Annotated in this window: 19 protein-coding genes and 1 pseudogene; 17 read left to right on the top strand and 3 right to left on the bottom strand. The window is 44.9% G+C overall.

Features of this window, described 5'->3' with window-relative positions:
- Window positions 1-253: 253 nt before the first annotated feature.
- On the bottom strand, window positions 254-751 hold the full coding sequence (locus tag KHN78_RS19325; RefSeq protein WP_211918218.1) for a DUF2850 domain-containing protein: 498 nt from the start codon (window positions 749-751) through the stop codon (window positions 254-256).
- Window positions 752-971: 220 nt separating this feature from the next.
- Between KHN78_RS19325 and KHN78_RS19320 the strand changes: the two genes are divergently transcribed.
- From KHN78_RS19320 to KHN78_RS19275, 10 genes are all read left to right on the top strand, one after another.
- Window positions 972-1,256, top strand: a complete 285-nt coding sequence (locus tag KHN78_RS19320) for a pyrimidine/purine nucleoside phosphorylase (RefSeq protein WP_128812426.1) — start codon at window positions 972-974, stop codon at window positions 1,254-1,256.
- A gap of 190 nt (window positions 1,257-1,446) precedes the next feature.
- Window positions 1,447-1,731 carry a hypothetical protein gene (locus KHN78_RS19315; RefSeq protein WP_128812427.1) on the top strand — a complete coding sequence of 95 codons (285 nt, stop codon included), beginning with the start codon at window positions 1,447-1,449 and terminating at the stop codon, window positions 1,729-1,731.
- Between the two features lie 413 nt (window positions 1,732-2,144).
- On the top strand, window positions 2,145-3,443 hold the full coding sequence (locus tag KHN78_RS19310; RefSeq protein WP_211918215.1) for a carbohydrate porin: 1,299 nt from the start codon (window positions 2,145-2,147) through the stop codon (window positions 3,441-3,443).
- A 344-nt stretch (window positions 3,444-3,787) separates the two neighbouring features.
- On the top strand, window positions 3,788-4,792 hold the full coding sequence (locus tag KHN78_RS19305; protein WP_211918213.1) for a LacI family DNA-binding transcriptional regulator: 1,005 nt from the start codon (window positions 3,788-3,790) through the stop codon (window positions 4,790-4,792).
- Between the two features lie 21 nt (window positions 4,793-4,813).
- Window positions 4,814-6,061: an ABC transporter substrate-binding protein gene (locus KHN78_RS19300; RefSeq protein ID WP_211918211.1), complete on the top strand. Its 1,248-nt coding sequence runs from the start codon at window positions 4,814-4,816 to the stop codon at window positions 6,059-6,061.
- A 63-nt stretch (window positions 6,062-6,124) separates the two neighbouring features.
- Window positions 6,125-7,114 carry a carbohydrate ABC transporter permease gene (locus KHN78_RS19295; RefSeq protein WP_211918961.1) on the top strand — a complete coding sequence of 330 codons (990 nt, stop codon included), beginning with the start codon at window positions 6,125-6,127 and terminating at the stop codon, window positions 7,112-7,114.
- A gap of 1 nt (window position 7,115) precedes the next feature.
- On the top strand, window positions 7,116-8,000 hold the full coding sequence (locus KHN78_RS19290; RefSeq protein WP_211918209.1) for a carbohydrate ABC transporter permease: 885 nt from the start codon (window positions 7,116-7,118) through the stop codon (window positions 7,998-8,000).
- Between the two features lie 25 nt (window positions 8,001-8,025).
- On the top strand, window positions 8,026-9,375 hold the full coding sequence (locus tag KHN78_RS19285; protein WP_211918207.1) for a GH1 family beta-glucosidase: 1,350 nt from the start codon (window positions 8,026-8,028) through the stop codon (window positions 9,373-9,375).
- Window positions 9,375-10,469, top strand: coding sequence for an ABC transporter ATP-binding protein (locus tag KHN78_RS19280; protein WP_211918205.1), 1,095 nt, complete (start codon window positions 9,375-9,377; stop codon window positions 10,467-10,469). Before KHN78_RS19285 ends, KHN78_RS19280 begins: the two co-directional genes overlap by 1 nt.
- Before the next feature lie 238 nt (window positions 10,470-10,707).
- A complete protein-coding gene (locus KHN78_RS19275; protein WP_211918203.1) occupies window positions 10,708-11,727 on the top strand; it encodes a LacI family DNA-binding transcriptional regulator in 1,020 nt (339 codons plus the stop codon).
- Here the strand turns inward: KHN78_RS19275 and KHN78_RS19270 are convergent.
- Window positions 11,724-12,539 (bottom strand): transporter substrate-binding domain-containing protein, encoded by an 816-nt coding sequence (locus tag KHN78_RS19270; protein WP_211918201.1) that lies wholly within the window; start codon window positions 12,537-12,539, stop codon window positions 11,724-11,726. The genes KHN78_RS19275 and KHN78_RS19270 overlap by 4 nt on opposite strands.
- Before the next feature lie 535 nt (window positions 12,540-13,074).
- Here KHN78_RS19270 and KHN78_RS19265 point away from each other — a divergent pair.
- The 6 genes and pseudogenes from KHN78_RS19265 (at window position 13,075) to KHN78_RS19240 (ending at window position 22,249) form a co-directional block, all read left to right on the top strand.
- Window positions 13,075-14,709 carry an ABC transporter substrate-binding protein gene (locus tag KHN78_RS19265; protein ID WP_211918199.1) on the top strand — a complete coding sequence of 545 codons (1,635 nt, stop codon included), beginning with the start codon at window positions 13,075-13,077 and terminating at the stop codon, window positions 14,707-14,709.
- A 102-nt stretch (window positions 14,710-14,811) separates the two neighbouring features.
- Complete coding sequence (locus KHN78_RS19260) at window positions 14,812-15,786, top strand: ABC transporter permease (protein ID WP_211918197.1); 975 nt, start codon at window positions 14,812-14,814, stop codon at window positions 15,784-15,786.
- An 8-nt stretch (window positions 15,787-15,794) separates the two neighbouring features.
- Window positions 15,795-16,786, top strand: a pseudogene (locus tag KHN78_RS19255) (ABC transporter permease).
- Entirely contained in the window at window positions 16,783-17,736 is a 954-nt protein-coding gene (locus KHN78_RS19250) for an ABC transporter ATP-binding protein (protein WP_211918195.1), read from the top strand. Before KHN78_RS19255 ends, KHN78_RS19250 begins: the two are co-directional and overlap by 4 nt.
- Window positions 17,737-17,749: 13 nt before the next feature.
- Complete coding sequence (locus KHN78_RS19245; RefSeq protein ID WP_211918192.1) at window positions 17,750-18,733, top strand: ABC transporter ATP-binding protein; 984 nt, start codon at window positions 17,750-17,752, stop codon at window positions 18,731-18,733.
- Window positions 18,734-18,799: 66 nt separating this feature from the next.
- Window positions 18,800-22,249 (top strand): hypothetical protein, encoded by a 3,450-nt coding sequence (locus KHN78_RS19240; RefSeq protein WP_211918190.1) that lies wholly within the window; start codon window positions 18,800-18,802, stop codon window positions 22,247-22,249.
- Window positions 22,250-22,380: 131 nt separating this feature from the next.
- Here the strand turns inward: KHN78_RS19240 and KHN78_RS19235 are convergent, their stop codons facing one another.
- On the bottom strand, window positions 22,381-23,385 hold the full coding sequence (locus KHN78_RS19235; RefSeq protein WP_211918188.1) for a LacI family DNA-binding transcriptional regulator: 1,005 nt from the start codon (window positions 23,383-23,385) through the stop codon (window positions 22,381-22,383).
- Between the two features lie 651 nt (window positions 23,386-24,036).
- Here KHN78_RS19235 and KHN78_RS19230 point away from each other — a divergent pair.
- Window positions 24,037-25,335, top strand: a complete 1,299-nt coding sequence (locus KHN78_RS19230; protein WP_211918186.1) for a carbohydrate porin — start codon at window positions 24,037-24,039, stop codon at window positions 25,333-25,335.
- Window positions 25,336-25,480: the final 145 nt, after the last annotated feature.

The raw sequence follows: 25,480 nt of genomic DNA, 5'->3' as shown, positions 1-25,480 counted from the left end.
ACTGCTTTTGCAATAGAAAAAAAGGTTGCGCAAAAGCATCGCAATTAGCATTTCAGAGACTTATTTATTTTCAAAAAAAAATGAACCAAGTTTCGATCTTGTTGCGCAAATGTAACGCAAGGTAACATTTGGTTTCATTAGAAATGCAATACCGAGTCAATAATTTATAAATTTTCGGTGCTACCCTAATTGTTCGTCTATTTAATAGCGTATGAGAATAGTGTGAAGTCGGTTGCATTTATAACTCCAATCGTCAGTTATTGCTAAAGTGTTCACTTAGTGCCGCACGTCTTTTTGAAGCAGAACCGACGTCAGAACCTTGTACCGTGTGCTCGAATCCTTTTAGGACGAAGCGTTGATCTGGGAGGGCTGGTTTAATTCGTCGAATTTGTGGCGAGAGGTGTGAGCCAGAGATCTGATATTGTGTGAGACCTGCACCTGTCGCAATAGAGATATGCTTACCATCGAATTCAAACTGAGTTGAAATTAGTCGGTGATTACGAAATACGCCATCTGGCGTAAAAGAAAGTTGTTCAGTTTTATAAGGTGGTGCACCAATTTCGAACCAATCACCATAAACGTTGTTCGGATCGATATAGTTGAGGTAAGAGGCATGGAGTTGATAAGCAGTAACAGTGATGAGCGTGCAGCCAAATAACACAAAGCTGCTTTTGATTATTTTTAGTTGATGGCGACGCCAAAATGATGGTTCTTGTATTGGTTTGCGTGGTTTGCGCCTTTTTGTGGTCATAATCTTTGTTTCACTTCCTTTTTGCTTATGGTGAAAAGCTTCTGCTGTAAAAACAAACAATCTCGACATTGACGCTGTCAAACTATGATCTGATGTCCACTTTTTACAATCCGGAGCAAGGCGGTAAAAAAGATGAGTACACGATTGGAATGGTATAGATACTTGAGTCGTAGAAAGAAACAAGGTAAAAAAGACCGGAATTTTGATAAGGAAACCATGAATGAGTATTAAGGAAAACAGTTATTTTGCTGGTGGCGTAAAGTCATTGGGTTTTAACCAACAAGGACAGGAAGTGAGTGTTGGCGTCATGTTGCCTGGTGAGTATACCTTTGGCACTCAAGCTCCGGAGCGTATGACTGTGGTAAAAGGCGCACTCATCGTTAAAAAAGCAGGTGAGACCGATTGGGCGACATACAACAGCGGAACGAGTTTCGATGTTGATGGGAATTCATCGTTTGAATTGCAAGTGAAAGACGCCACGGCGTATCTTTGTGAATACTTGTAATTTGCGAAAGTGTGACCATTACCAAGACGTGTAAATCGCAGCGAATGTTCCACTTTCAAGCCATATTCTATTAAAGCCACTTTCGAGTGGTTTTTTTATTCATATCATTTAAAAACAAGGACTTTTCTCCATTTACATAAAATCGAGTCTATACTTATCGTAGGCATTACAATCGATTAAGGAGGAAAAGGTGGCCGTTCAACCTAAGCATACTGACCTCCCCCCACGTTATGAGGCACCGGACTTTACGACCGATCAACGACAACGTTTTACCACGGTTGCAAATGCCGCGGAAAAGCGTCGTGATGTTTATCGACGCGCACTCGAAAAAAAAGGGCTCGTTGAGAAGATGACACAGCGCGCATTGACGCCGGTTGTTCGTTCGAGAGCAGAAAAGCCTCGAAAAACACGTCAAGTGATTTGGCTAATCACGTTCCTTATTGCTGGCTTGTGGGCCATGTACATGTTTGCATAAGCAGTTATATTTTTTGACACACCCTAAGCTCACTCCACCTCTCTACTCCTTTTTTCGTTCTGAAGAAAGTTATTTCTATCGCTATGAAGTTGTAAATAACTTACAACTTATGAAATATTTCAGGATCGTGAAATATTTCATGGTGTGATGGTTAAAATGCCCAGATTGATTCATTTTTAACGTGACAAAAATTAAACAATTTCGTGAAATGAAAGCGATTTCAAAATCGTTAGTCAAATCTGATGGTATATATGTAGATGATTAATATCAATTTTGTTGAATTTCACTTTCATGCGTTGTTTCATGACATTGTTGTGTCCGGTGGTGTGTGAACTAGCGTCCGATTTTCAAGCCTTTCATTCCTTAATATCCCTACAGCAATAACAAAACATACAAAAATTTAGGGATATGAAATGAAAAACTTGAAAGTTTTACCTCTCTCTCTTGCAGTGGCCGCTTCGCTTGCTTCCATTCCATCTTTTGCTGCAGATACAGATGTTGCAGCGCTAGAAAAACGCATCCAAGAGTTAGAAACCAGAATTGAAACGGGTTATGTCTATGACCAACAGCCAGCGGTTCTAACTTCTGAAACAGAAGTACCACTTGGTATTGTTTTCTCTGGTTACGCTCGTTACGGCGCACACTTTCAAGGCAGTGATGCGCAAACCGTTGGCAGTGCAGGCGCACTAAACGCGAATGCAACCGGTCGTTTGGGTAACGAGGGCAACGGTGGTGAATTCCAGTTAGCGAAAGCATTCAAGAGCGATGGCGGCGCGATTTGGGATTTAGTCTTGATGCTTGACCACTGGTCAGATGCTTCTTGGGCAGATGACGGCGGCGTCAACGTGAAGAAAATGTACGCAGGTGCAGCAAACTTATTTGAATCTCAACCAGACCTCTACGTATGGGCAGGCCGTGACTTCCATCAACGTCCGCAAACCGATTTGAACGACTACTTCTGGATGATGCACGATGGTCAAGGTGCGGGTTTCTATAACCTAGACTTAGGCGGTGTGAAGTTTGACTTTGGTGCCGTTGCACAAGTTGAGGGTGACATGGTGGGGGACAACGGTCGCTATGCAATCACCAGTAAACTGCATGGTATTCAGCTGGGTGAATCCGCTAACCTAAGTCTTTACGCGAACTACGGTTTCACATCAGATAAAGTGAAAGATGAAGACATCAGCAGCGTAAATTCATACCAATTGGCGGGTGAAGCGTCGATGGCAGGTCAGCGCTTGATAGTTCGTTACTCTGATAACGCGAAAGACAGTGTGTTTGATTTAGCGAAAGACCAAACTGCGCTATTAGTGAGCTTTGACGGCAGCACAACGCTGACAGACAAAGCGGGCATTCAGTACCTAGCGGCTTACCAATCATTAGAAGTGGATGGTACGGACAGCCGTGCGAACTACAACGTGATTGTACGTCCGACTTACCAATGGAATGACATTCACTCAACTTGGATTGAGGGTGGTTACAGCGTGGTGGATTACGATGACTTCGATGCAACGAACAGCTCTTGGAAAATGACGTTGTCTCAAAACATGGCGATTGGTCCAGAGACGTGGTCACGTCCGATGCTGCGTTTCTACGCGACAGTGGGTAATGCAGACAACGAATACACAGGTTTTGACTCTGTGACGGGCGAGAAGATTTCATCAGACGTCGATACTGTAACGGTCGGTGCAATGTTCGAAGCTTGGTGGTAACGCCCCCTAGTTAATTACTGTCCATGTTATTGTGATAGGTACTTAAGGCAGAACCATCAAGTACTTATCACTGTTAAATCTTGACTCTATAGTAGTGTTTTGGCCTCCATCTTGGAGGCTTTTTTTATTTGTTTGGAACGTAACTCCGTGCTTCATGAAACTGTTTCATGAAAAAAGTCTTTTCTGCCACTAGCCTCATTGTTTACCTAATTACTCAATAGAGCCCGCAGTCTGTTGTGATGCTACTCACGCTAACACTCACATGAATAGGGAATAATCACTTTCATGAAAGCGGTTTCGTGAAAGTGCGAAACAGACGTTTGTAGTCAGTGAAGAGGTTTCTTGTGGCGACAATTAAAGATGTATCTGAATACGCAGGCGTTTCTCAGGCGACCGTTTCTAGGGTCATCAATGGCACTTGTCGAGTAAGCCATGATAAGAAACTTAAAGTTGAGAAAGCCATTAAAGAGCTCGGTTATCGCCCAAACTCGATCGCACAAGCACTGGCATCGAGCCGCACTGGTAGCATTGGAATCATTGTTCCTGAGTTAGGTGGTCCATTTTACTCTGGCATTTTACACAGCATTGAAGAGCGCTTACGCCGTATGGGGTATCACGTCGTAGTGACAGCTGGTTCAAATAGTGAGCAAAGCCAGCGTGAATCGGTCGAGTTTCTGTTAGGCCGCCGCGTTGATGCGATGATTCTTCACACACAAAGTCTTTCTGATGATTACTTAATCGATCTCAATGATAAGGGTGTTCCAGTGGTTCTAGTGAACCGTTATATCCCAGAAATGGCACACAGCTGCATAGAGATCGATAACGAATTTGGTGGCCGTATGGCGACTGAATATTTGTTGCGAATGGGGCATCGCAACATTGCATGTATTACCGGTCCTCTGGACAGATCTGATGCACGGGGGCGTCTACAAGGTTACCGCAAGGCTCTTGAAGAAGCGGAAATCGAGTATGACGAAGCATTAGTGTCCGAGGCCGGTTTTACTGAAGAGTCAGGCACCAGAGCCATGCGCAAGTTACTTAAACGTGAATGCGCTTTCACTGCGGTATTTGCTTGTAATGACCATATGGCCTTTGGTGCTTATGAAGTATTAAAAGTAGAGGGAATGCAAGTGCCTGAACAAGTGTCATTAATTGGCTTCGATGACATTTTGTTTGCGCGCTATCTCACGCCAGCCCTTACCACCGTTAACTTTCCTATAGAACAAATGAGCGCAGAAGCCGTTCAACTTGTTATTCAGGCGCTTAACAAAAATAAACGTGATGTGAACTTCAAGCTTACACCAACCTTGGTGCCAAGAAGTTCGGTCAAGGAACTCCATACTCTCTAGAACAATAATTAAGGATACAACATGAAACTGAAAACTTTGACGCTTGCCATGACCGCTGCACTCGGAGTTGCAGCAACGGTAAACGCTGCGGATGAGAATAAAATTCGCTTCGATGGCTTCCCTGATTTTGACAGTAGCTTGAAAGTCTTGCTACCAGATTTTGAGAAAGAAACGGGCATTAAGGTTGATTACTTAATGAATAACCACGGGGATCATCATACAAAGTTGACCACCAACTTGGCGACAGGCTCAGGTGCTGGTGATGTGATTGTTGTTGACGTAGAGAAGATTGGCCCATTTGTCGCATCAGGCGGCCTAGTTAACTTATCTGAAAAATACGGCGCCGATAAATACGCGGAGAGCTTTGCACCTTACGCTTGGGCGCAAGGTAAAGGTGCAGATGGTGATGTGTACGGTATGCCGGTCGATCTTGGCCCTGGTGTAATGTACTACCGCACTGACATTTTTGAAAAAGCGGGCATTGATATCAATGAAGCGATCAAGGATTGGGATTCTTACATCGCAGCTGGTGAAACACTGAAAAAACAAAACGTGCAGCTTATTGCTTCGGCAGCAGACGTTGCACAGGCAATCATCTTTACAACGGTTCCCGAGGGTGAGGGGTTGTACTTTGACAAAGATGGTAACCCAGTGGTGACGTCAGAGCGTTTTGTTCATGCGTTTGAAGTGGCAAAAGAGATCCGAGATAAAGGTTTGGATGGCCGCATCTTGGCATGGTCTAACGAATGGTATGAGGGTTTCCGTAACGGGACGTTCGCGACTCAGTTATCGGGTGCCTGGCTGCTTGGTCACTTAAATAACTGGATTGCACCGGAAACGGCGGGTAGCTGGGGCGTATCTCACCTGCCAGATGGTATTTATGGAAGCTGGGGTGGTTCATTCCTGTCTATCCCAACACAATCTCAGCACCAAGACGAAGCGTGGAAGTTGATCGAATACATGACAACGAAGCGTGATATTCAGCTTAAGCACTTTGAAACCATTGCGGCATTCCCTGCGAACACCACCACTTATGACGACGCAATGTTTGAAGAAAAAGTGGAATTCTTAGGTGGCCAGCAAGCGCGTTTGTTGTTTGCTGACGTAGCGAAAAATATCAAACCGGTAGCACCAGCGAAAGGTGACCATGTTGCACGCTCAATCATTCTTGAAAATGCACTGATGGAAGTACTGGATGAGGGTAAAGACATTGAGACTGCGCTGAAAGAAGCAGAGCGCATGATCAAACGTCGTACACGCAATTTGTAATTTTTGCCAATACTTAAGGCATGAGGGGAGCATCGTCTCCCCTTTAGGTAAGAGGTCGTGACTATGAATCATGCAGCGAGCAAGGTTATGGATACTCCAGAGCGTAAGAGCATTTTTTCTCGTCTAAATTTGAAAGCGCTTACACCATATGGGTTCCTACTGCCGTTTTTGATTATCTTTTCAGTATTCGGAATATTTCCGTTACTGTTTTCTATTTTTCTTTCTTTCCATGAGTGGAACCCGGTTGAGGGGTTAGGCGCAATGGATTATGTCGGTTTTGAGAATTACCATATTGCTCTGACCGACCCGTGGCTATGGCGTTCATTGAAAAATACGTTATGGCTAGCCATTACATCAGGTGTAGCACAACACTTAGTGGCATTGCCTGTTGCCTATATTTTGGTGTCTCTTGGTGATCGTTTCCGTCACTGGCTCACATCAGCTTACTTCCTGCCGTTCATCACATCTACGGTGGCAGCATCACTGATCTTCTTTAATATGTACTCGCCAAACTCGGGCATCATTAACCAAAGCTTGATGGCACTGGCAGACAGCACCTTGTTTGGTTGGGCATTCTCTTGGGTGAATGACTTCCAACCGATCCGTTGGTTGGACGATGCGACCATGGTGAAACCATCCATTGCGATCATGGTGTTCTGGAAATACACCGGTTTTAACATCGTGCTTTACACGACAGGTCTAATGACGATTCCAAAAGACATTCTAGAAGCGGCACGGATGGATGGCGCTAACGCATGGCGTCGATTCTGGAGCATTTCTTTGCCAATGATTCGTCCATTTATTTTCTTTGCGGTCACCATGACCATCATCGGTAACTTGCAGCTGTTCGAAGAACCATTCGTTCTAACCCGCGGTACAGGTGGCACAGGTCAGTCTGGTTTAACCATCTCGATGTACCTCTACAAAGTGGGTTGGGAATGGCTAGAAATGGGTACTGCGTCAGCGATTTCATGGCTGCTATTTACCTTGATTGCAGGCTGTACAGCGGTTCAATTCTTCTTCTTCGGTAAGAAAGGTCTAGGGGAGCAATAAGATGAGTACTAACACTTTACCTGCGGCGCAGCGTTGGCGTCCAAGTGATCGCAGCATTGAGATCTTTACCAAAATTTTAATGGTGATGCTCGGCTCCATCTTGGTTGTTTCCGCCATCATGACGGTATTCCCGTTCATTTGGTCGGCGTTACTTTCAACTCGTGACCGTACGGAAATTTTTGGTACAGGTATCAGCTTTGCGATTGGTGACAGCCTTGCTGTGAACTACGCCAAGCTACTAGAAATCATGCCTTTCTGGCAGGCGATGTTTAACTCAATCTACATCGCGTTTTTAGGTACCACGATTTCATTGCTGTTTTGTAGCATGGGCGGCTATGCGTTCGCGGTCTACAAGTTCAAAGGCAAAAATGTACTGTTTGGTATGCTGGTTGGTTCGATGATGATTCCACCCGTGCTGAGCTTGATCCCTTACTTTATGATCGTGAAGTTCTTAGGTTTGCTCGATAACCATTTAGCGGTTTGGCTACCGTTTACCACCACGCCATTTGGTATTTTCTTGATGCGTCAGCACGTGGTGGCTTCCATCCCTAAGGAGTTGTTAGAAGCGGCGAAACTCGATGGTGCGGGTGAGTTCCGTACTTACTGGAGCGTGGTGCTTCCGCTGATGAAACCGGCACTTGCGACACTGGCTATCGTGCAGTTCGTCTTCTTCTGGAACATGTTCATGCAGCCACTTGTGGTGCTAACCACACCAGAAAATTACGTGATTACCCAAGCTTTACGAAGTGTTCAAGGCATTCCAAATACGCCTTGGGGGGCAGTGATGCTCGGTACGACAATCTCCATCTTACCATTAGTAATTACTTACTTATTTGCTTCAAAACAGATGATTAGCGGTCTGACGTCAGGCGCTGTGAAAGGTTAAAAGAAATTTAAGGCATACAAATATAATGAATAAATTCCAATTACCCCAAGATTCTAAAATGCGCCGTCCAGAGTTTGTTTTCGGTGTGGCAACGTCGTCTTACCAAATCGAGGGAGGCGCACAACTTGGCGGACGTACACCATCGATCTGGGATACGTTCTGTAATAAACCGGGTGCAGTTGATAACGGCGATAATGGCGATGTTGCTTGTGATCACTTCCATCTTTGGCAGCAAGACATCGAGATGATCCAAGGCCTTGGTGTCGACGCGTACCGTTTATCGATGGCATGGCCGCGCATCTTGCCTGAAGATGGCAAAGTCAATGAAGAGGGGCTGAAATTCTACGAGCAAATTATTGATGAATGCCATGCTCGTGGGTTGAAAGTATTCGTGACGCTTTACCACTGGGACTTACCTCAATATCTAGAAGGCAGAGGCGGTTGGCTTAACCGTGAAACGGCTTACAAGTTTGCAGAATACGCGGATATAGTTAGTGCTTACTTCGGTGATAAGATCGACTCTTATGCAACGCTGAATGAACCGTTTTGTTCCGCTTACCTAGGCTACCGTTGGGGTGAACATGCGCCGGGCATCAAAGGTGAGCGTGAGGGCTTCTTGTCTGCACACCATCTCATGTTGGCTCATGGTTTAGCGATTCCACACATGCGTAGAAACGCACCTAACGCGATGCATGGCTGCGTGTTCAATGCGACACCTGCCTACCCTTACACAGAAGCAGACGCTGAAGCGGCAGAATACAGCGATGCAGAGGGTTACCACTGGTTTATGGATCCGGTCTTGAAAGGTACATATCCAGAAACCGTACTCCAGCGTCAAGCGCATAATATGCCGATGATTTTGGCAGGGGATCTCGACATCATTCGTACCGATCTCGATTTCATTGGCATTAACTTTTACACCCGTTGTGTCGTGCGATTTGATGCTAATGGCATGCTAGAAAGTATTCCACAGCCAGAAGAAGAACATACCTTTATTGGTTGGGAAATCTATCCACAAGCGTTGACAGACTTGCTACTGCGTTTGAAAGCGCGTTACTCAAATCTACCACCGCTTTACATTACTGAAAATGGTGCCGCGGGCGATGACCATCATGTTGCGGGACAAGTGAATGACGAGCAGCGTGTGCGTTACTTCCAATCCCATTTAGAAGCATTAAACAATGCCATCGAATCCGGCGTTGAAGTAAATGGTTACTTCGCCTGGAGCCTAATGGATAACTTTGAATGGGCATACGGTTACAAACAACGTTTCGGCATCGTACATGTTGACTACCAAACCCAAGAACGCACCTTGAAGCAGAGTGCGATTGCGTACCGAAATATGCTGCTAGAGCGAGCGGAGGAGAACAAATAATGGCTAAAGTAGAATTCAAAAACATCAAGAAATCTTACGATGATGTCGAAGTTGTGAAACATTTTGATTTTACGGTTGAAGATGGCGAATTTGTGGTTTTCCTTGGCCCATCAGGCTGTGGTAAATCGACGACGTTACGCATGTTGGCGGGTTTGGAAAGCATTACCGCCGGTGAGATTTTTGTTGGCGATAAATTGATGAACAAAATCGACGCGAAAGATCGTGACCTAGCTATGGTGTTCCAAAGCTACGCGCTTTACCCACATATGACGGTATATGAGAACATCGCTTTTGCGCTTAAATTGAAGGGTATGCCGAAAGATCAAATCGACGTTGAAGTACGTAAAGCGGCGAAAATGTTGGAGTTAGACGCACTATTGAATCGTAAACCTAAAGAACTGTCTGGTGGTCAACGTCAACGTGTGGCTATGGGCCGTGCGATGGTACGTACTCCTAAGGTGTTCTTGTTTGATGAGCCACTATCTAACCTTGATGCTAAGTTACGAGGCGTGATGCGTGAAGAGATCAAACAACTGCACCGCGAACTAAAAACCACGACGATTTATGTTACCCATGACCAGATTGAAGCGATGACCTTGGCAGACCGCATCGTGATTCTAAAAGACGGTTATGTCGCTCAGGTCGGAACACCAACAGAAGTGTTCCAGCGCCCTGCAAACAAGTTTGTTGCTCAGTTCATCGGCAACCCGTCTATGAATATGCTCGATGCAAAATTGGTTGGTGAAGAGGGCAACTGGGAAGTAGAACTAGGCGATGTCCGCATTCCTCTGCCAGAGCGTTTTAAAGCGCATGCGTCTAAGAACCTAGCTTTGCATTTTGGCGTGCGTCCGACCGACGTTCATCTCCGTGCTGAGCAAGTGGATCATGATCGCGTGTTGCCATTCCCGGTAAAAATTAAAGACAAAGAGCTGTTAGGGGCAAGTATTTTGCTTAAAACTGAAATTGCAGGTCAACCTTTGATGGTCGAAACACAAGCAGCAGAAGTGGATGTGAATTCATTGACACTGTACTTAGATTTAGATGCTATCCACCTATTTGACGCGTTAAGTGAAAAGTCACTCGCGACGTTTTAATAGTCTCAATGAGGGCCAGTACTGGATGAGTGCTGGCTCTTAGGCTTATTTAACCAGCCTAACTTCAAAAAGAGCCGCGTTGTGTTTGCTTATTCTGCTATCAAATCAGGGATGGTGCTCTGATTCCAACCATTTAACGTTATTTGAGAATATCAGGTATAAAGAAACGTTATTGTATGGCCCAATTTAGTCATTTATATTCTTGTCATTAGCTTGCCTGCTGGAACCGTGAACAACGATGAAAAAGAAAAAGCGCTCTTCTTCTATTTATGATGTGGCTAAACTAGCCGGTGTGTCACCTAGTACAGTGTCGCGCTTCCTTAATCGAACGACCTTTATTTCTCAAGATAAGACATTGGCGATTGAGAGTGCGATAAAAACGTTAGATTACAAGCCAAACTACCACATGAATCAGGGAACCAATAAACGCTCCATGACCATTGGTGTGTTGGTACAAAATCCTGATAGCCCTTTTACTAGCCGCATTTTTAACGATATGGAACGTTGCCTGGGGCCCAAAGGTTATTCACTGATTATTGCCGCAGGCTATTGGCAGCACAGCATGCAACTTCATGCCCTTGAGTATTTAGCAAAGAGTAATGTTGATGGTGTGATCGTTGTGGCGGGCAGCCTTACTGAAAAAGAATTGTCTGACTACTCGAACAAAATACCAGTGGTTGCGGTAGGGTATAACTACATTAGTGACAAACTTAAATCGGTGAATATTGACAATACACTTGGTGGCCATATGGCGACTTTGCACTTATTGCAACAAGGGCATGTCAATATTGCACATATTAAAGGTTCACCTAACCAGCCGGATTCTGTTTCTCGTTATGACGGTTATAAAAAAGCGCTGGCAGAGGCGGGAATCAAAGTACGTAGCAATCTAGTTAAGCAGGGGGATTTTAGCAGTGAACTTGGTTACCAAAGAACCATTGAATTAATTGAGTCTAAGGTACATTTTTCAGCGTTGTTTGCTGCCAATGATCAAACGGCGTATGGCGCAATCAAAGCGTTGCATGACAAGGGATTGAAAGTGCCAGAAGATGTTTCAGTGGTGGGCTTTGATGATTTACCAACCTCAAAGTTTTTTACCCCCGCTTTAACGACAATGCGCCAGCCTGTGGAAGAGATTGGTGCGGTATGCGCGCAGACAATTTTTAGTCTGCTGACCAATGAAGAATGCTCTCCTCGACTCCCGCCTATCGATTTAATTGTGCGAGAGTCGACTATTTCAAAGTTTCGCCCTAATTAACGTGATTCTGTCGAACACTCGCCTAGTTCTTGTTTGTTAGGTAAAAGAGGTGATTGATAGCCAGTCAACTCAATCGGCAAGATTGGATTGGTTAATTGAAAAACTCGGCGCTGATTGAGCTTCGCTGCTTGTACATCAGGGCCGTATACTTTTTCAAATAGCTGATTTAATTGACCGTTTTTAATACTTTCCTCTAAGCCTTGAGAAAGGCATTGTACGAGTTCGTGCTGCTTTGGATGGCAGTAAAAAACCAGCGGAAAAGGGTAGTAGAGCAAAATCGTGGGCTCCACAGCCAAGTCAGGAGTGAGGTGGGCATATTGTTTAACAACAGCAGATGCCTCATTTGCTCCCAATGCCATGTAATCACATTCCCCATTTTGTACGGCAAGCAAGCGTTCTTCTAAATTGCCTTGCTCTATCACTGTATACTGATTCGCACGAAACAGATCGGCATCAGCCCAAGTGGCAGGAATACCAATGCGTAATTGCTTAAGCTGTACTTCATCGAGTTGGTAAAATTCCTTTTGTCGTTCTTTATGCGTAATCAATATTCGGCAACCTAAGAGACCATGACACAGTGGCTGTGGGATCATTGTGTAGCTGCCAGCTGTAAACTTTTTATTTCCTGCCACTGTTACCAAAACATCGGCACCTTTTGAAAACACCAATCCCTCATCTTTTGCGCTTGGGTAATCAGTTAAATCATTGTTTAATTGGCCTTTTGTTGTGTGATCTTGTAGCGCGATTTGCAACGCTTGCCATTCAAATTTTTGTCGAATAGTGGATTTATTACCATTCCAGAATTGGATCATGTTGCCTCCTATCATTCGTTTCTCTGTGTCATAATTTCACTTGTAATTCTCAAAAGAAAGCGCTTTCTTTTGTTTGATTGCGATTTTGTGTCAGCGCGCACGAGATAGTTGATAAATAAAAAAGAACTGGCATTCTGTTTTAAGATGAATCATCAGACGGTCAAACTTGTTCCAGTTCACAAAATACACAGTGCTTCTAGATTGTATAAGTTATTGATTCATAGTGGTTTAAAAATATCTTGCGAAGTTGATCGTTTTTAAGCGTATGAATTTATTAGTATTGTTTTGTTGTGATCGGCGCTTTGTTTTAACGCCAATTAATTGAATCCCCTTTCTATTTCTATGATTATCTCACCATAAAGAAAGCGCTTTCTTGTTTGTGGTATTGAGCCCATTAGTAGTGAATATTCAGTTTGCTTTAATGAAACCACGCAATGTCATCGCTTTATTTTTTGACTTATCAAGAAAGCGCTTTCTTTAGGTATCCAACTTAAGTATCCAACTTAAGTATCCAACATTATATAAGGACAATGTGATGCATAAGAAAACTCTGCTCGCTACATTTGCTGCCACTCTGATGCTTGCTACTACTGCACAAGCTGACACCATTAAACAAGGTGGCACGCTTACGGTGCCAATCATCAACACCGGTTTTGTCGAAAACTTTAACCCGTACACGACCAAAGATACGTTGCATGGCATCATGTTTGAGCCATTGTTTGTACTCAACAATATGACGGGCGAAACGCATTACCGTTTGGCGGAGTCGGTGACTTACTCTGACGATCTAAAAACCATCACGTTAAAATTGCGCGATGGTTTGCAGTGGTCTGATGGTGCACCGCTAACGGCTGAAGACGTAGTATTCAGTTTTGAGCTAACAAAAAAAGCACCGGCATTCGACGTGAAAGCAATTTGGCCAACAGGCAATTTACAAAGCATTAAAGCGGCGAATAAGCAGACTGTTGTGTTCGATTTAGCTGAGGCTGATTCAACATTCTTATGGAGCATTGGCGCTTACCACATTGTCCCTAAACACACTTGGTCACAAGTAAAAGACTTCACGACATTCACCAACCCTAATCCAGTCGGCAGTGGCCCAATGACAACGGTAAAGTACGTCAAGCCACAGCAAATGGAATTGTGCCGTAACGACAATTACTACCTTGAAAACCGTCCTTACCTAGACTGTGTGAACTTCCGTTCTTACAACGATAACTCGCAAATCCAGCCGGCATTGATTAAAGGCGAGATCGATTGGGGTTCAAACTTTATTGCAGACGTTGAGTCCACATTCGTTGGTCAAGACAAAGAGAATAACCACTATTGGTACCCAGCGAATGACGCTATCCACCTTTATGTAAATACCAAGAAAGCACCGTTTGATGACCTTCGTGTACGTCAGGCACTTTCAATGGCACTAGACCGTGAAGCGATTGTTGATATAGCCGCGTACGGTTACCCAACAGTGAACTACAACGTGGGTGGTATCGCAGAACTGTACAAGAGCCATATCGATCAAGACGTGAACAAAAAATACGGTCATTTGACTCAATATGATGCAAGTAAAGCGAAAAACTTGCTCGATGAAGCTGGCATCGTTGACCGCAATGGCGATGGCTTCCGTGACAATGCGGATGGCTCAACAGTTGAGTTCGATATCGAAGTCGTAAACGGTTGGACTGACTGGATCCAAGTCGTGCAGATGGTGACAGAATACTTTGCTGATGTCGGCATTAAAGCGAACGTGAAGACGGTTGACTGGGCGGTTTACGATAAAAACTTGAAAGACAGTGCGTTCACGATGTCTATCAACTGGTCAATGGTATCAAGTAACCCAATTTTGGCTTTCCAAGAGTACTACCACACGTCTCGTATTGGTAAAGGCTTCCATGCTGGTCACGGTGTTCACTCACCAGAAATCGACAAGCTCATTGAAAGCTTTGGCAAAATTGGTGATGCAGATAAACAAGAAGCGATCATCTCTGAACTGCAAGAGTTTACTGCGCAAAATATGCCATTTATCCCACTGTTCTCAAATGCGACTTGGTTCCAATACAGCACGAAAAACATCGTCGGTTGGCCAAGTGAAAAAGACCCTTACATTCAACCGGTTTGGTATGACGGCGGTAAGCGCGTCATCATCCTAAACAATCTACACCTTAAATAACCGTTACCTTAAATCATAGGTACGTCTTTTCGTTAACATCGGAGCCACAACCGTAATCGCAAAAATAACCGCGTGTTGTGGCTCGTAAGTTAAAGGTTTGATATGTCGTTCTTAGCTCGCCGATTTGGTTTTTATTTTACTGCCTTTCTGATTGCGATCTCGTTCAACTTCATGTTGCCCCGTTTAATGCCGGGTGACCCAGTTGATGCTCTGTTTGCGGCTGCCCAAGGTCGAATGGACCCAGCACAAATGGATGCGGTACGTGAAATGTACGGTTTTGTAGATGGTAATATTTTTGTTCAATACATTGCATACATGAAAAGTGTCTTCACTCTGGATTTAGGACCATCGGTTTTGATGTTTCCAGTGAGTGTGTCTGAAGTGATTGCAATGGCACTACCATGGACTATGTTCCTCGCGCTTGGTTCATTGATTGTGGCACTGATCATTGGTGTCAGTATTGGTACTTATGCATCGTACCGTCGTGAGGGCCTATTTGGTCAAATAGTACCGCCTGTTCTCGCTTTCATCAGTAACTTCCCTTACATCGTTACCGCTTTGTTGCTGTTCTACTTCTTTGGTTTGAAGTTGGAATTGTTGCCATTGGCTTACACTTATGACCCATCTCTAGAGCCTGGTTTGAATTGGGAATTTATTAGCAGCGTAGCGAAACATGCCATCTTGCCGATGGGCTCAATGGTGGTTGTCGGTATTTCGACTTGGGTCTTTAACATGCGTAACGCCATGATCAACGTATTGGGTGAAGACTACGTGACAATGGCAGAGGCGAAAGGTTTAAGCAGTCTTAAAGTGATGAATCGTTACGCGGGTCGAAATGCAATCTTACCGGTTGCGACTGCGATTGCGATGGCGATTGGTTTCTCATTTGCAGGTTCAATCATGACAGAGGTGGTGTTCAACTACCAAGGTCTGGGCAACATCTTGTTGAAAGGCATTGTGGCGCGTGATTACCCATTGATTCAAGCGATCTTGCTTATTTTGGTGACGGCAGTGTTAACGGCGAACTTTATTGCCGACCTGCTCTACGTATGGCTTGACCCACGAATTTCGAACTAAGGTGCATCATGGAAAAACTAATCAACAACCCAACGCCTTCCCAACACGATGAACTGATGACTCGTGAGTCGAAATTCTCTTGGAAGCGCATTAAAAAGAGCTTTGGCAAAGTTTACGCTTTTTTTTACGGTAACCCACCAGCCATTATCGGTGGATTGCTACTTTCGATTGTTCTCGCGGGTGCTATTTTTGCCCTGTTCTATCAACGCACGATCCGGACCGTCGTGTTGCACGACCTCACGTGGCACCCAATTCGGAGCACGTATTAGGAACAACGCGCAGTGGTCGTGATGTGTATAGCCAAGTCTTACATGGCGCAAGAAAATCGCTAACCGTGGCGATCTCAGCGGGCATCATTGCGATGAGTTTAGCCGTGATTATTGGTGTGTCGTCAGGCTACTTTGGTGGAAAAATCGATGAGCGTCTTAACTTCTTAACTAACGTATTCTTAGTCTTTCCTCAGCTGCCTTTGTTGATTGTACTTGCAGCGTTTCTTGGGCAAGTGGGGTCCCTCGTCATCACCATATTGCTCGGGATAACCTCCTGGCCCTGGGGCGCGCGGGTTATCCGTTCTCAAACGATGGCAATAAGAAACAAAGAATTCATTATCTCGGCAGAAGTGATGGGAGAGTCAAAAATCCGCATCATATTGGTCGAAATCTTACCAAACCTAGTGTCGATTGTATTTGGTGGTTTCTTAGGTACGGTTATCTACGCAATGGGCTCTGAAGCGGGCCTCGGAATTCTTGGCTTAGGCGATGCAACAGAAGTGAGTTGGGGTTCGATGCTGTACTGGGCTCAAACGTCTTCTTCTCTTTACACCGGTGCTTGGTGGGAAATGTTAGTACCCGCAATGGCATTGGCGATTACTGGTGGTGCGTTGGCATTGATCAACATGTCTATTGACCAAGTGAGTAACCCGAAACTTCGTACTGGTCCCCATATTAAACTGTGGCACAAACTGAAAAAAGAAGCAGATAAGCGCCGAGGTCTAAGATGAGCAACTTATTAGAAATTAACAACCTTTGCGTAGACTACGTGTCACCAAATGGTGTGGCCCGAGCAGTGAATAACGTCAGCATTAGTATTGCTCCGGGTGAAACTCTGGGGATTGCCGGAGAATCCGGTTGCGGTAAGAGTACATTGGCTTTTGCTATCTCTCGTTTGCACAAAGCGCCAGCGTTGATCTCTGAGGGGGAAATCCTCTACAAAGGCCAAGATGTGCTGAAAATGAATGACCGACAGTTACGAAAATTCCGTTGGAATGATGTTTCTGTGGTGTTCCAAAGTGCAATGAACTCTCTCAACCCAGTGATCACCATTGGCGAACAGCTAACGGATGTGATTCTGGCTCACAGAAACATTCCTTACAAAGAAGCGTACGACAGAGGTGTCGAACTACTCGGTGTGGTCGGGATTCACGGTGATCGCATGGCCAGTTTTCCTCACCAACTCAGTGGTGGTATGCGTCAGCGCGTCGTGATTGCCATTGCACTCGCGTTAGAGCCAAAACTGATCATCATGGATGAGCCGACAACGGCGTTGGATGTAGTGGTTGAGCGTGAAATCCTTAACGAATTGTACGAGCTCAAGAGTAAGTTTGGTTTCTCAATTTTGTTCATCAGTCATGACTTGAGTCTGATGGGGGAAATTGCTGACCGAATCGGCGTGATGTATGCCGGTAATTTGATTGAGTTGGGTGACGCGAAAAATGTATTTGGCGATCCTCAGCATCCATACACCAAAGGGTTAATCTCATCATTCCCAACCATTCATGGTCCAAAAGAGCGCTTGTATGGTATCCCGGGTAACCCAGTTAACTTACTTAAGATCCCGCAAGGGTGTAATTTCCAAGCTCGCTGTAACGAGTGCATTGCTGCGTGTCAGAAGAGCGATCCAACCTTGGTGCCAGTGAGCAACGGCAACCTTGTGTCTTGCCATTTAATGTAATTGGGAGAGAAGAATGGACAATGTAACAACCCCTGAAGTGATTCTCTCTGTAAAGAATCTGGTGAAAGACTTTCCTCTTGGACAGTCATCTAAGAGCAACCTAATGCGTGCCGTGAATGACGTTTCATTCGACTTGCGAAAAGGTGAAGCACTCGCGATTGTGGGTGAGTCTGGATCCGGTAAAAGTACGGGTGCACGCATTTTGACCCGCATTTACGATAAAACCGATGGAAACGTGACTTTCAAAGGTCAAGATTTGGCGGAATACATCAAAGAGCATGGTGAGTTGGAATACGCTCGTCAGGTGCAGATGATTTTCCAGGACCCGTTTGGCTCATTGAATCCGGTTCACACCATCTATCATCATATTGCGCGTCCACTGATGATCCACAATCGCGCAGAAAAACACGCCATCCCTAAACTTGTTTATGAATTGCTTGAGCTCGTAGGGTTGTCTCCAGTGAAAGAGACGGCAGAAAAATACCCGCATGAGCTGAGTGGCGGACAACGTCAACGTGTGGCAATTGCCCGCGCAATTGCCGTTGATCCTGAAGTGATTTTGGCAGATGAACCGATCTCAATGCTTGATGTATCGGTTCGCTTAGGCATTTTGAACTTGATGTCGGATCTCAAAGACAAACACGGCATTTCTTTTATGTACATCACACACGACATCGCGACGGCCCGCTACTTTGCGGAAAAAACGGCGGTGATGTACGTGGGCCACATGGTTGAGTGGGGTAATAGCGATAATGTGACGCAAAACCCACAACATCCTTATTCTCAGTTGCTGCTTTCTGCGGTGCCAGAAGTTGGGAACTCTGGTAAGCGTGAGCTTATGGCGAAGAAAGGCGACATTCCGTTGTGGAAACCAAGTAGCGTTGGCTGCCCATTTGCAACCCGCTGCCTAAAAGCGACAGAGGTGTGCACTCGATCTGTTCCTGAAGCGACAAAAATTGCCGACGAACATTACGCACGTTGCCATCACCTAGGATAACGAACACAAATCAGTTTTAAAAAAGCGCTTCAAGAAAGCGCTTTCAAAAAGTATTGGAAGAACATTATGACTTTTGAACATTATTCTTGCCCTGAAGTAGAGGGAAGCTTCGTCGATTTGGATGGTGAGCGTTACTACAAAATTTCACATGTCGACCAAATGACCCCGTTTTTCATCAGCGTGGTATCTGCCAGCGATCATTGGTTATTTATCTCTTCAACAGGCAGTTTGTCGGCTGGACGCATCCGCCCAGAGAATGCGTTATTTCCGTATAAGTCCGTTGACCACATTCATGAAAGTGCAGAAAACACTGGCTCAAAGACGATTATCAAAGTCGCGGGTGAGCAAGGCATCGCAATGTGGGAACCGTTCAACCGCCACCACGATGGTCTGTACCAAGTTGAACGCCATTTATATAAAAACACCATTGGTGATAAAATTGTTTTCGAGGAGCTTAACCACACGTTAAGCCTTAAGTTTCAATACAGTTGGAACACCAGTGAAGCGTTTGGCTTTGTTCGTCGTTCACAAATTACAGACCTATCAGGTATGACTCGAGAGATTGAGTTGATTGATGGTCTGCAAAACCTATTGCCATCAGGTGCACCGTTGTCTGCACTGCAAACCCGCAGTGCATTGGTGGATGCGTATAAATGGAACGAGCTGCTTGATGGCAGTTCACTCGCCCTGTTTACCATGTATGCCAAACTGAGTGACCGTGCTGAACCTGCAGAATCTTTGCTCGCCACTACGGTGTTTAGTGTCGACAATGACTACGGCCAGCGTTTATTGAGCAGCGGACAAGTCAGTGCATTCCGTCAAGGTCGAGACATTACCAGCGAGACATTGACGAAAGGTGTTCGCGGTAGCTATTTAATTCATAAATCTATTAAGCTTGATGCAAACCAAAGTAAATCATGGTTGATCGTGGCGGATATTGATAAGGACCATCGTGAGATAACGGCATTGCGCAATCAATTGGCGTTGTCGGTTAATATGCAGCAGCAAGTTGAGCAAAGCATCGCGGCAAACCAACAAGAGTTGATTGGTTTGATGTCTGGTGCCGATGCATGGCAAGTGACTGCGGAAGAAGCGACGAGCGTTCACCATTACGCAAACGTGTTGTTCAATAATATGCGTGGTGGCGTGTTTGAGAATAACTACACCTTAGACAAAAAAGACGTACTCGCCACTATTCGTAAAGCAAACCGTCGTGTATTTGACCGACATACGGGGTTATTTGCTGATTTACCAGAGCAGTTTACCCATGCCGAACTTGTCAGCCTTGTCAAGCAGAGTGATGATGCGCAGTTGATCCGTTTGAGCTACGAGTATTTGCCGCTAACATTTGGTCGTCGTCATGGCGATCCAAGCCGTCCGTGGAACCATTACGAAATCAAATTGAAAGACGAAAATGGTGAGCGCTTACTTTCCTATCAAGGAAACTGGCGTGATATTTTCCAAAACTGGGAAGCCATTGCATTGAGCTACCCTGGCTTTATCCAATCTTTCTTAGCTAAATTTGTAAACGCATCAACAATGGATGGCTATAACCCATACCGCATTACAAAAGACGGCATTGATTGGGAAATGCTTGAGCCAGAAGACCCATGGAGCAATATCGGTTATTGGGGTGATCATCAGATCATCTATTTGCTCAAATTTCTTGAATTGGCGGACAAATATCAACGTGAAGACTTATTAGCATTGATGCAGTCAGACGTCTTCAGTTACGCCAATGTGCCTTACGAGTTGTGCAACGTAGAAACGTTGTTTGCGAATCCAAAAGATACGGTGACGTTCAATGAAGCGTTGCAACATCGAATTGAAAAACGAGTGGATGAGTTGGGTAGCGATGGTCGTTTAGTGCTTGGCAGCAACGATGATGTTTATATGGTAAACCTGACGGAAAAAGTGTTGGTTCCGTTATTGGCGAAATTGAGCAATTTAGTGCTCGATGGCGGGATTTGGTTGAATACTCAACGTCCAGAGTGGAATGATGCGAACAATGCTATTGTGGGCAATGGCTTGTCTATGGTTACGCTTTACTACATGCGTCGGTATGTTGCGTTTCTTCAGAAGTTACTGGCTGATACGCCACACTCAGTGAGCATGTCTAAAGAGGTGTTTGAATGGCTACTTTCGACAACCCGTATTCTTTCGGAAGCCGCTAAAGAGATCCGCCAAGACACGGTGACTCGACAAACTCGTAAAGCGATTTTGACTCAATTAGAGAAAAGCGCTGAAGATTTCCGTCAACGTGTATATCGTGTCAATGGCTTCTCGGGCAAAACCACAGTTGAAGCCTCGGCAATCCAACAGTTGCTTGAAGTTAGCCTAACGGTATTGGATGCCAGCATTGCGAGCAATTTACGGGAAGATGGCTTGTTCAATGCGTATAACATCTTGACGTATTCTGCAGAAAACCTACAAGTGGAAGAACTGTATCCAATGCTAGAGGGGCAAGTCGCGGTGTTAAGTGCTGGGGTATTGACGCCTGCGCAAGCGGTGACGTTATTGGATAATCTTTTTGCAAGCGAGATGTACAGAGCAGATCAGCACAGCTTCATGCTTTACCCAGACCGTGATTTGAACACGTTCATGAATAAGAACGGCATGAGTGAAGAACAAGTGGCTGAAGTCTCGGTATTAAGCCGAATGGTTCATAACGGCGATCAGCGCCTGATTAATGTTGATGAACAAGGCCTTTATCATTTCCATGCTAGCTTAGAAAACAACGGCTATTTAAAGGCTCAAATTCAGAAACTGCGCAGTGATTATACTGATGTGGCAGAAGAAGAGTGGCAAGCGGTTGCTGATCTTTATGAGCAAATCTTTAACCATAAAGCGTTTACTGGACGTTCAGGTACCATGTTCGGTTATGAAGGCTTAGGTTGTATCTACTGGCACATGGTGTCTAAGTTGTTGCTTGCTGTCCAAGAAAACTATTTGGCTTCCCGAGCGTTGGATGCAAATAGCGAAGAGACGCAAAAGTTAGCGGAATACTACTACCGAGTGCGCGCTGGTATCGGGTTTAATAAAACACCAGACAACTATGGCGCATTCCCAACAGATCCATATTCACACACACCAAAACATGCCGGCGCGCAGCAGCCAGGTATGACAGGACAGGTGAAAGAAGAGGTGATCACGCGCTTTGTCGAGCTTGGTGTCATGGTTGAAGAGGGCAGTATTCATATTGATCCTCGATTACTCAATCGCACAGAGTTTCTGACTGAATCCGCACCATTCACCTGTTTGAATGTGGCAGGTAATACGCAAAGTTATGTGATTGAAAAAGATCAACTCGCATTTACATTGTGCCAAGTCCCGTTTGTGTATCAACTCGTCGATTCTGATCTTCAAGCGGGAATGGTAGTGACACAAGCCAATGGTGAACAAACGGCGGTAGAAGGGCTGAATATCCCTAAAACACTGAGTTCTTTATTGTTCTCTCGTTCCGGTGAGATAGAAAAAGTGATGGTATCGATTCCTGAATCGTTACTAAGAGCTTGAGTTGGTCACGAGTTTAGACGATAACACAAACTAGCACAGCAATATTCAAAGGCCCCGAGTGATATCGGGGCCTTTGTGTATGGTTTGATTGTGAAAATATACTGAATAACGAACGTGTGTGCGTTAGGGGGCTAGTGTTTACCGACTGATTCGCGAACGAGCAACTCTGGAGTGAGCTTATGTTTTAACGGGTATTCATGTTTTTGCACCAAAGCCATGACTCCTCGCGCTGCTTCACAACCCATTTCACGTACCGGGAAGTTAACCGTGGTGAGTTTTGGCCTAATGTGCTGGCTATGGCTGTCGTTATCGAAACCTACGACGGCAATGTCTTTGCCAATTTCGAGGCCGCGCTCGTAAGCGATGTCATAAACGGCCAGTGCGATGTTGTCGTTATGACAGAAAATAGCCGTGATTTCTGGATCCCTATCTAACAAACGACGTGCACAGGTATGGTTGAGCCCTCTGTCTTCATGGTCAAAGCGTCCTTCAACAATCAGGTTAGTGTCATACTCGATACCAAATTCTGACAAGGCATTGCGATATCCTTGCAGACGGTCACGACTGTCAATTTTGCTTAACTGGCCAGTAATACAAGCCACTTTAGTGTGTCCGTGCTCAAGCATGTGCTTTGTTGCGAGGTAACCACCCAGTTCGTTATCAATGTAGATACATTTCTCGGCCACTTCCGGTATGTAGCGGTTAAGCACAATAGTCGCGGGGGTTTTCTCGATGACCTCAATCAGTTCGTCATCAGACAACATATCTGAATGGATGATCAGTCCGTCGACTTGTTTTGAACGTAAGAAGTTGATCGAATCAATTTCTCTAGCGTGTGACTCTAAACCGCTGGTAACAATAAGGTGATTGTTATTGTCACGTACCGTATTTTCGGCATTGTGCATTAGGGGGCCATAAAACGGACCATCTAAAGAACCAACTAGCATACCAATGCTGTTTGAACGACTTGATGCTAATGCTTGAGCAAATGCGTTAGGTTTGTAGCCAAGCTTCTCTATCGCATCAAATACTTTCTTTCGGTTGGCTTCTTTAACCGTAGGGTGGCCATTTAATGCGCGAGAGACGGTCGATTGAGACACGTTAGCCAACTCAGAGACTTCTTTAATCGTGATCAATGTGAAGTACCTTATCCATTCGAAATATTCAACTATGTTACTCGTGGTTCCGTGTTCCTCATAGGGGAAGCGTCACATTTGTCGACCCGGTCGTTGTATGTGCCGCTATCGCTTAATAAGGTTTTAGAAAAAGAGCTAAAACCAGCACAAAATATAGATGCCGATTTTCATTACAATTGATTATCCTCTTTTTTCTCTGACTCATCAAGAAAGCGCTTTCTTTAGGTGGTGGCTATGTTGTTTTTAGGAAGAAATATCCATTGAAATTGGTCTGCTTAGACGGGGTATGTGCCCAAAATGGTCACTTAATATGCAATGTATCTGACATTTTCGCACAAAATGAGCCATCATCGACGATGAGAGAGGTTATCTGCTTGTGTGATCCATTGCTCAACCTAATAATTTCTTGTCTCAATGATGTGATCTGTACACTAAGAAAGCGCTTTCTTGGTGAGAGTGATCACTTTTTAGCTCGGTTTTTATCCATATAATGCCGTCAAAAGCGCAAGAGAATAGTGGTTCGGTTCTTGTTTTGGTGATTTCTGTCTTTATTCCAATGCATTTCCGAAATTTTACTGTTTTAGCAAAAAAAAATTTGCCCTACAAAGAAAGCGCTTTCTTTTGAAGCAATATAATAATGATGGAGTTATCATGAACAACTTTAAAGTCTTACCTCTTACACTTGCAGTGGCCGCTTCGCTTGCTTCCATTCCATCTTTTGCTGCAGACACAGATGTTGCAGCGCTAGAAAAACGCATCCAAGAGTTAGAAACCAGAATTGAAACGGGTTATGTCTATGACCAACAGCCAGCGGTTCTAACTTCTGAAACAGAAGTACCACTTGGTATTGTTTTCTCTGGTTACGCTCGTTACGGCGCACACTTTCAAGGCAGCGATGCGCAAACCGTTGGCAGTGCAGGCGCACTAAACGCGAATGCAACCGGTCGTTTGGGTAACGAGGGCAACGGTGGTGAATTCCAGTTAGCGAAAGCATTCAAGAGCGATGGCGGCGCGATTTGGGATTTAGTCTTGATGCTTGACCATTGGTCAGATGCTTCTTGGGCAGATGACGGCGGCGTCAACGTGAAGAAGATGTACGCAGGTGCGGCAAACTTATTTGAATCTCAACCAGACCTCTACGTATGGGCAGGCCGTGACTTCCATCAACGTCCACAAACCGATTTGAACGACTACTTCTGGATGATGCACGATGGTCAAGGTGCGGGTTTCTATAACCTAGACCTAGGCGGTGTGAAGTTTGACTTTGGTGCCGTTGCACAAGTTGAGGGTGACATGGTGGGTGACAATGGTCGCTACGCAATCACCAGTAAACTGCATGGTATTCAGCTGGGTGAATCCGCTAACCTAAGTCTTTACGCGAACTACGGTTTCACATCAGATAAAGTGAAAGATGAAGACATCAGCAGCGTAAATTCATACCAATTGGCGGGTGAAGCGTCGATGGCAGGTCAGCGCTTGATAGTTCGTTACTCTGATAACGCGAAAGACAGTGTGTTTGATTTAGCGAAAGACCAAACTGCGCTATTAGTGAGCTTTGACGGCAGCACAACGCTGACAGACAAAGCGGGCATTCAGTACCTAGCGGCTTACCAATCATTAGAAGTGGATGGTACGGACAGCCGTGCGAACTACAACGTGATTGTACGTCCGACTTACCAATGGAATGACATTCACTCAACTTGGATTGAGGGTGGTTACAGCGTGGTGGATTACGATGACTTCGATGCAACGAACAGCTCTTGGAAAATGACGTTGTCTCAAAACATGGCGATTGGTCCAGAGACGTGGTCACGTCCGATGCTGCGTTTCTACGCAACAGTGGGTAATGCAGATAATGAATACACAGGTTTTGACTCTGTGACGGGCGAGAAGATTTCATCAGACGTCGATACTGTAACGGTAGGTGCAATGTTCGAAGCTTGGTGGTAAGCCAAATCCTTTATTCTTAACTCCGGTGCGGTTCTTGGGGGCTGCACCGAATTGAATTAGCAATAGGCGAGAAGATAGGGCCAATTAGCGGATGAATTATCTGAGTTTTTGCGCACTAACGGGGGAGCTCGATTATATTGCAGTG

Source organism: Vibrio sp. B1REV9 (genome assembly GCF_905175395.2).
Classification (GTDB): domain Bacteria; phylum Pseudomonadota; class Gammaproteobacteria; order Enterobacterales; family Vibrionaceae; genus Vibrio; species Vibrio alfacsensis.
Note: the sequence above shows the minus strand (reverse complement) of the source record. Positions and strands in the feature narration are given on the sequence as shown.

Excerpts from the sequence above, each read along its gene's own strand:
- KHN78_RS19290 (WP_211918209.1), top strand. The coding sequence starts at position 7,116 with ATGAGTACTAACACTTTACCTGCGGCGCAGCGTTGGCGTCCAAGTGAT.
- KHN78_RS19300 (WP_211918211.1), top strand. The coding sequence starts at position 4,814 with ATGAAACTGAAAACTTTGACGCTTGCCATGACCGCTGCACTCGGAGTT.
- KHN78_RS19265 (WP_211918199.1), top strand. The coding sequence starts at position 13,075 with ATGCATAAGAAAACTCTGCTCGCTACATTTGCTGCCACTCTGATGCTT.
- KHN78_RS19245 (WP_211918192.1), top strand. The coding sequence starts at position 17,750 with ATGGACAATGTAACAACCCCTGAAGTGATTCTCTCTGTAAAGAATCTG.
- KHN78_RS19260 (WP_211918197.1), top strand. The coding sequence starts at position 14,812 with ATGTCGTTCTTAGCTCGCCGATTTGGTTTTTATTTTACTGCCTTTCTG.
- KHN78_RS19270 (WP_211918201.1), bottom strand. The coding sequence starts at position 12,539 with ATGATCCAATTCTGGAATGGTAATAAATCCACTATTCGACAAAAATTT.
- KHN78_RS19325 (WP_211918218.1), bottom strand. The coding sequence starts at position 751 with ATGACCACAAAAAGGCGCAAACCACGCAAACCAATACAAGAACCATCA.
- KHN78_RS19275 (WP_211918203.1), top strand. The coding sequence starts at position 10,708 with ATGAAAAAGAAAAAGCGCTCTTCTTCTATTTATGATGTGGCTAAACTA.
- KHN78_RS19280 (WP_211918205.1), top strand. The coding sequence starts at position 9,375 with ATGGCTAAAGTAGAATTCAAAAACATCAAGAAATCTTACGATGATGTC.
- KHN78_RS19285 (WP_211918207.1), top strand. The coding sequence starts at position 8,026 with ATGAATAAATTCCAATTACCCCAAGATTCTAAAATGCGCCGTCCAGAG.
- KHN78_RS19295 (WP_211918961.1), top strand. The coding sequence starts at position 6,125 with ATGAATCATGCAGCGAGCAAGGTTATGGATACTCCAGAGCGTAAGAGC.
- KHN78_RS19320 (WP_128812426.1), top strand. The coding sequence starts at position 972 with ATGAGTATTAAGGAAAACAGTTATTTTGCTGGTGGCGTAAAGTCATTG.
- KHN78_RS19230 (WP_211918186.1), top strand. The coding sequence starts at position 24,037 with ATGAACAACTTTAAAGTCTTACCTCTTACACTTGCAGTGGCCGCTTCG.
- KHN78_RS19250 (WP_211918195.1), top strand. The coding sequence starts at position 16,783 with ATGAGCAACTTATTAGAAATTAACAACCTTTGCGTAGACTACGTGTCA.
- KHN78_RS19310 (WP_211918215.1), top strand. The coding sequence starts at position 2,145 with ATGAAAAACTTGAAAGTTTTACCTCTCTCTCTTGCAGTGGCCGCTTCG.
- KHN78_RS19240 (WP_211918190.1), top strand. The coding sequence starts at position 18,800 with ATGACTTTTGAACATTATTCTTGCCCTGAAGTAGAGGGAAGCTTCGTC.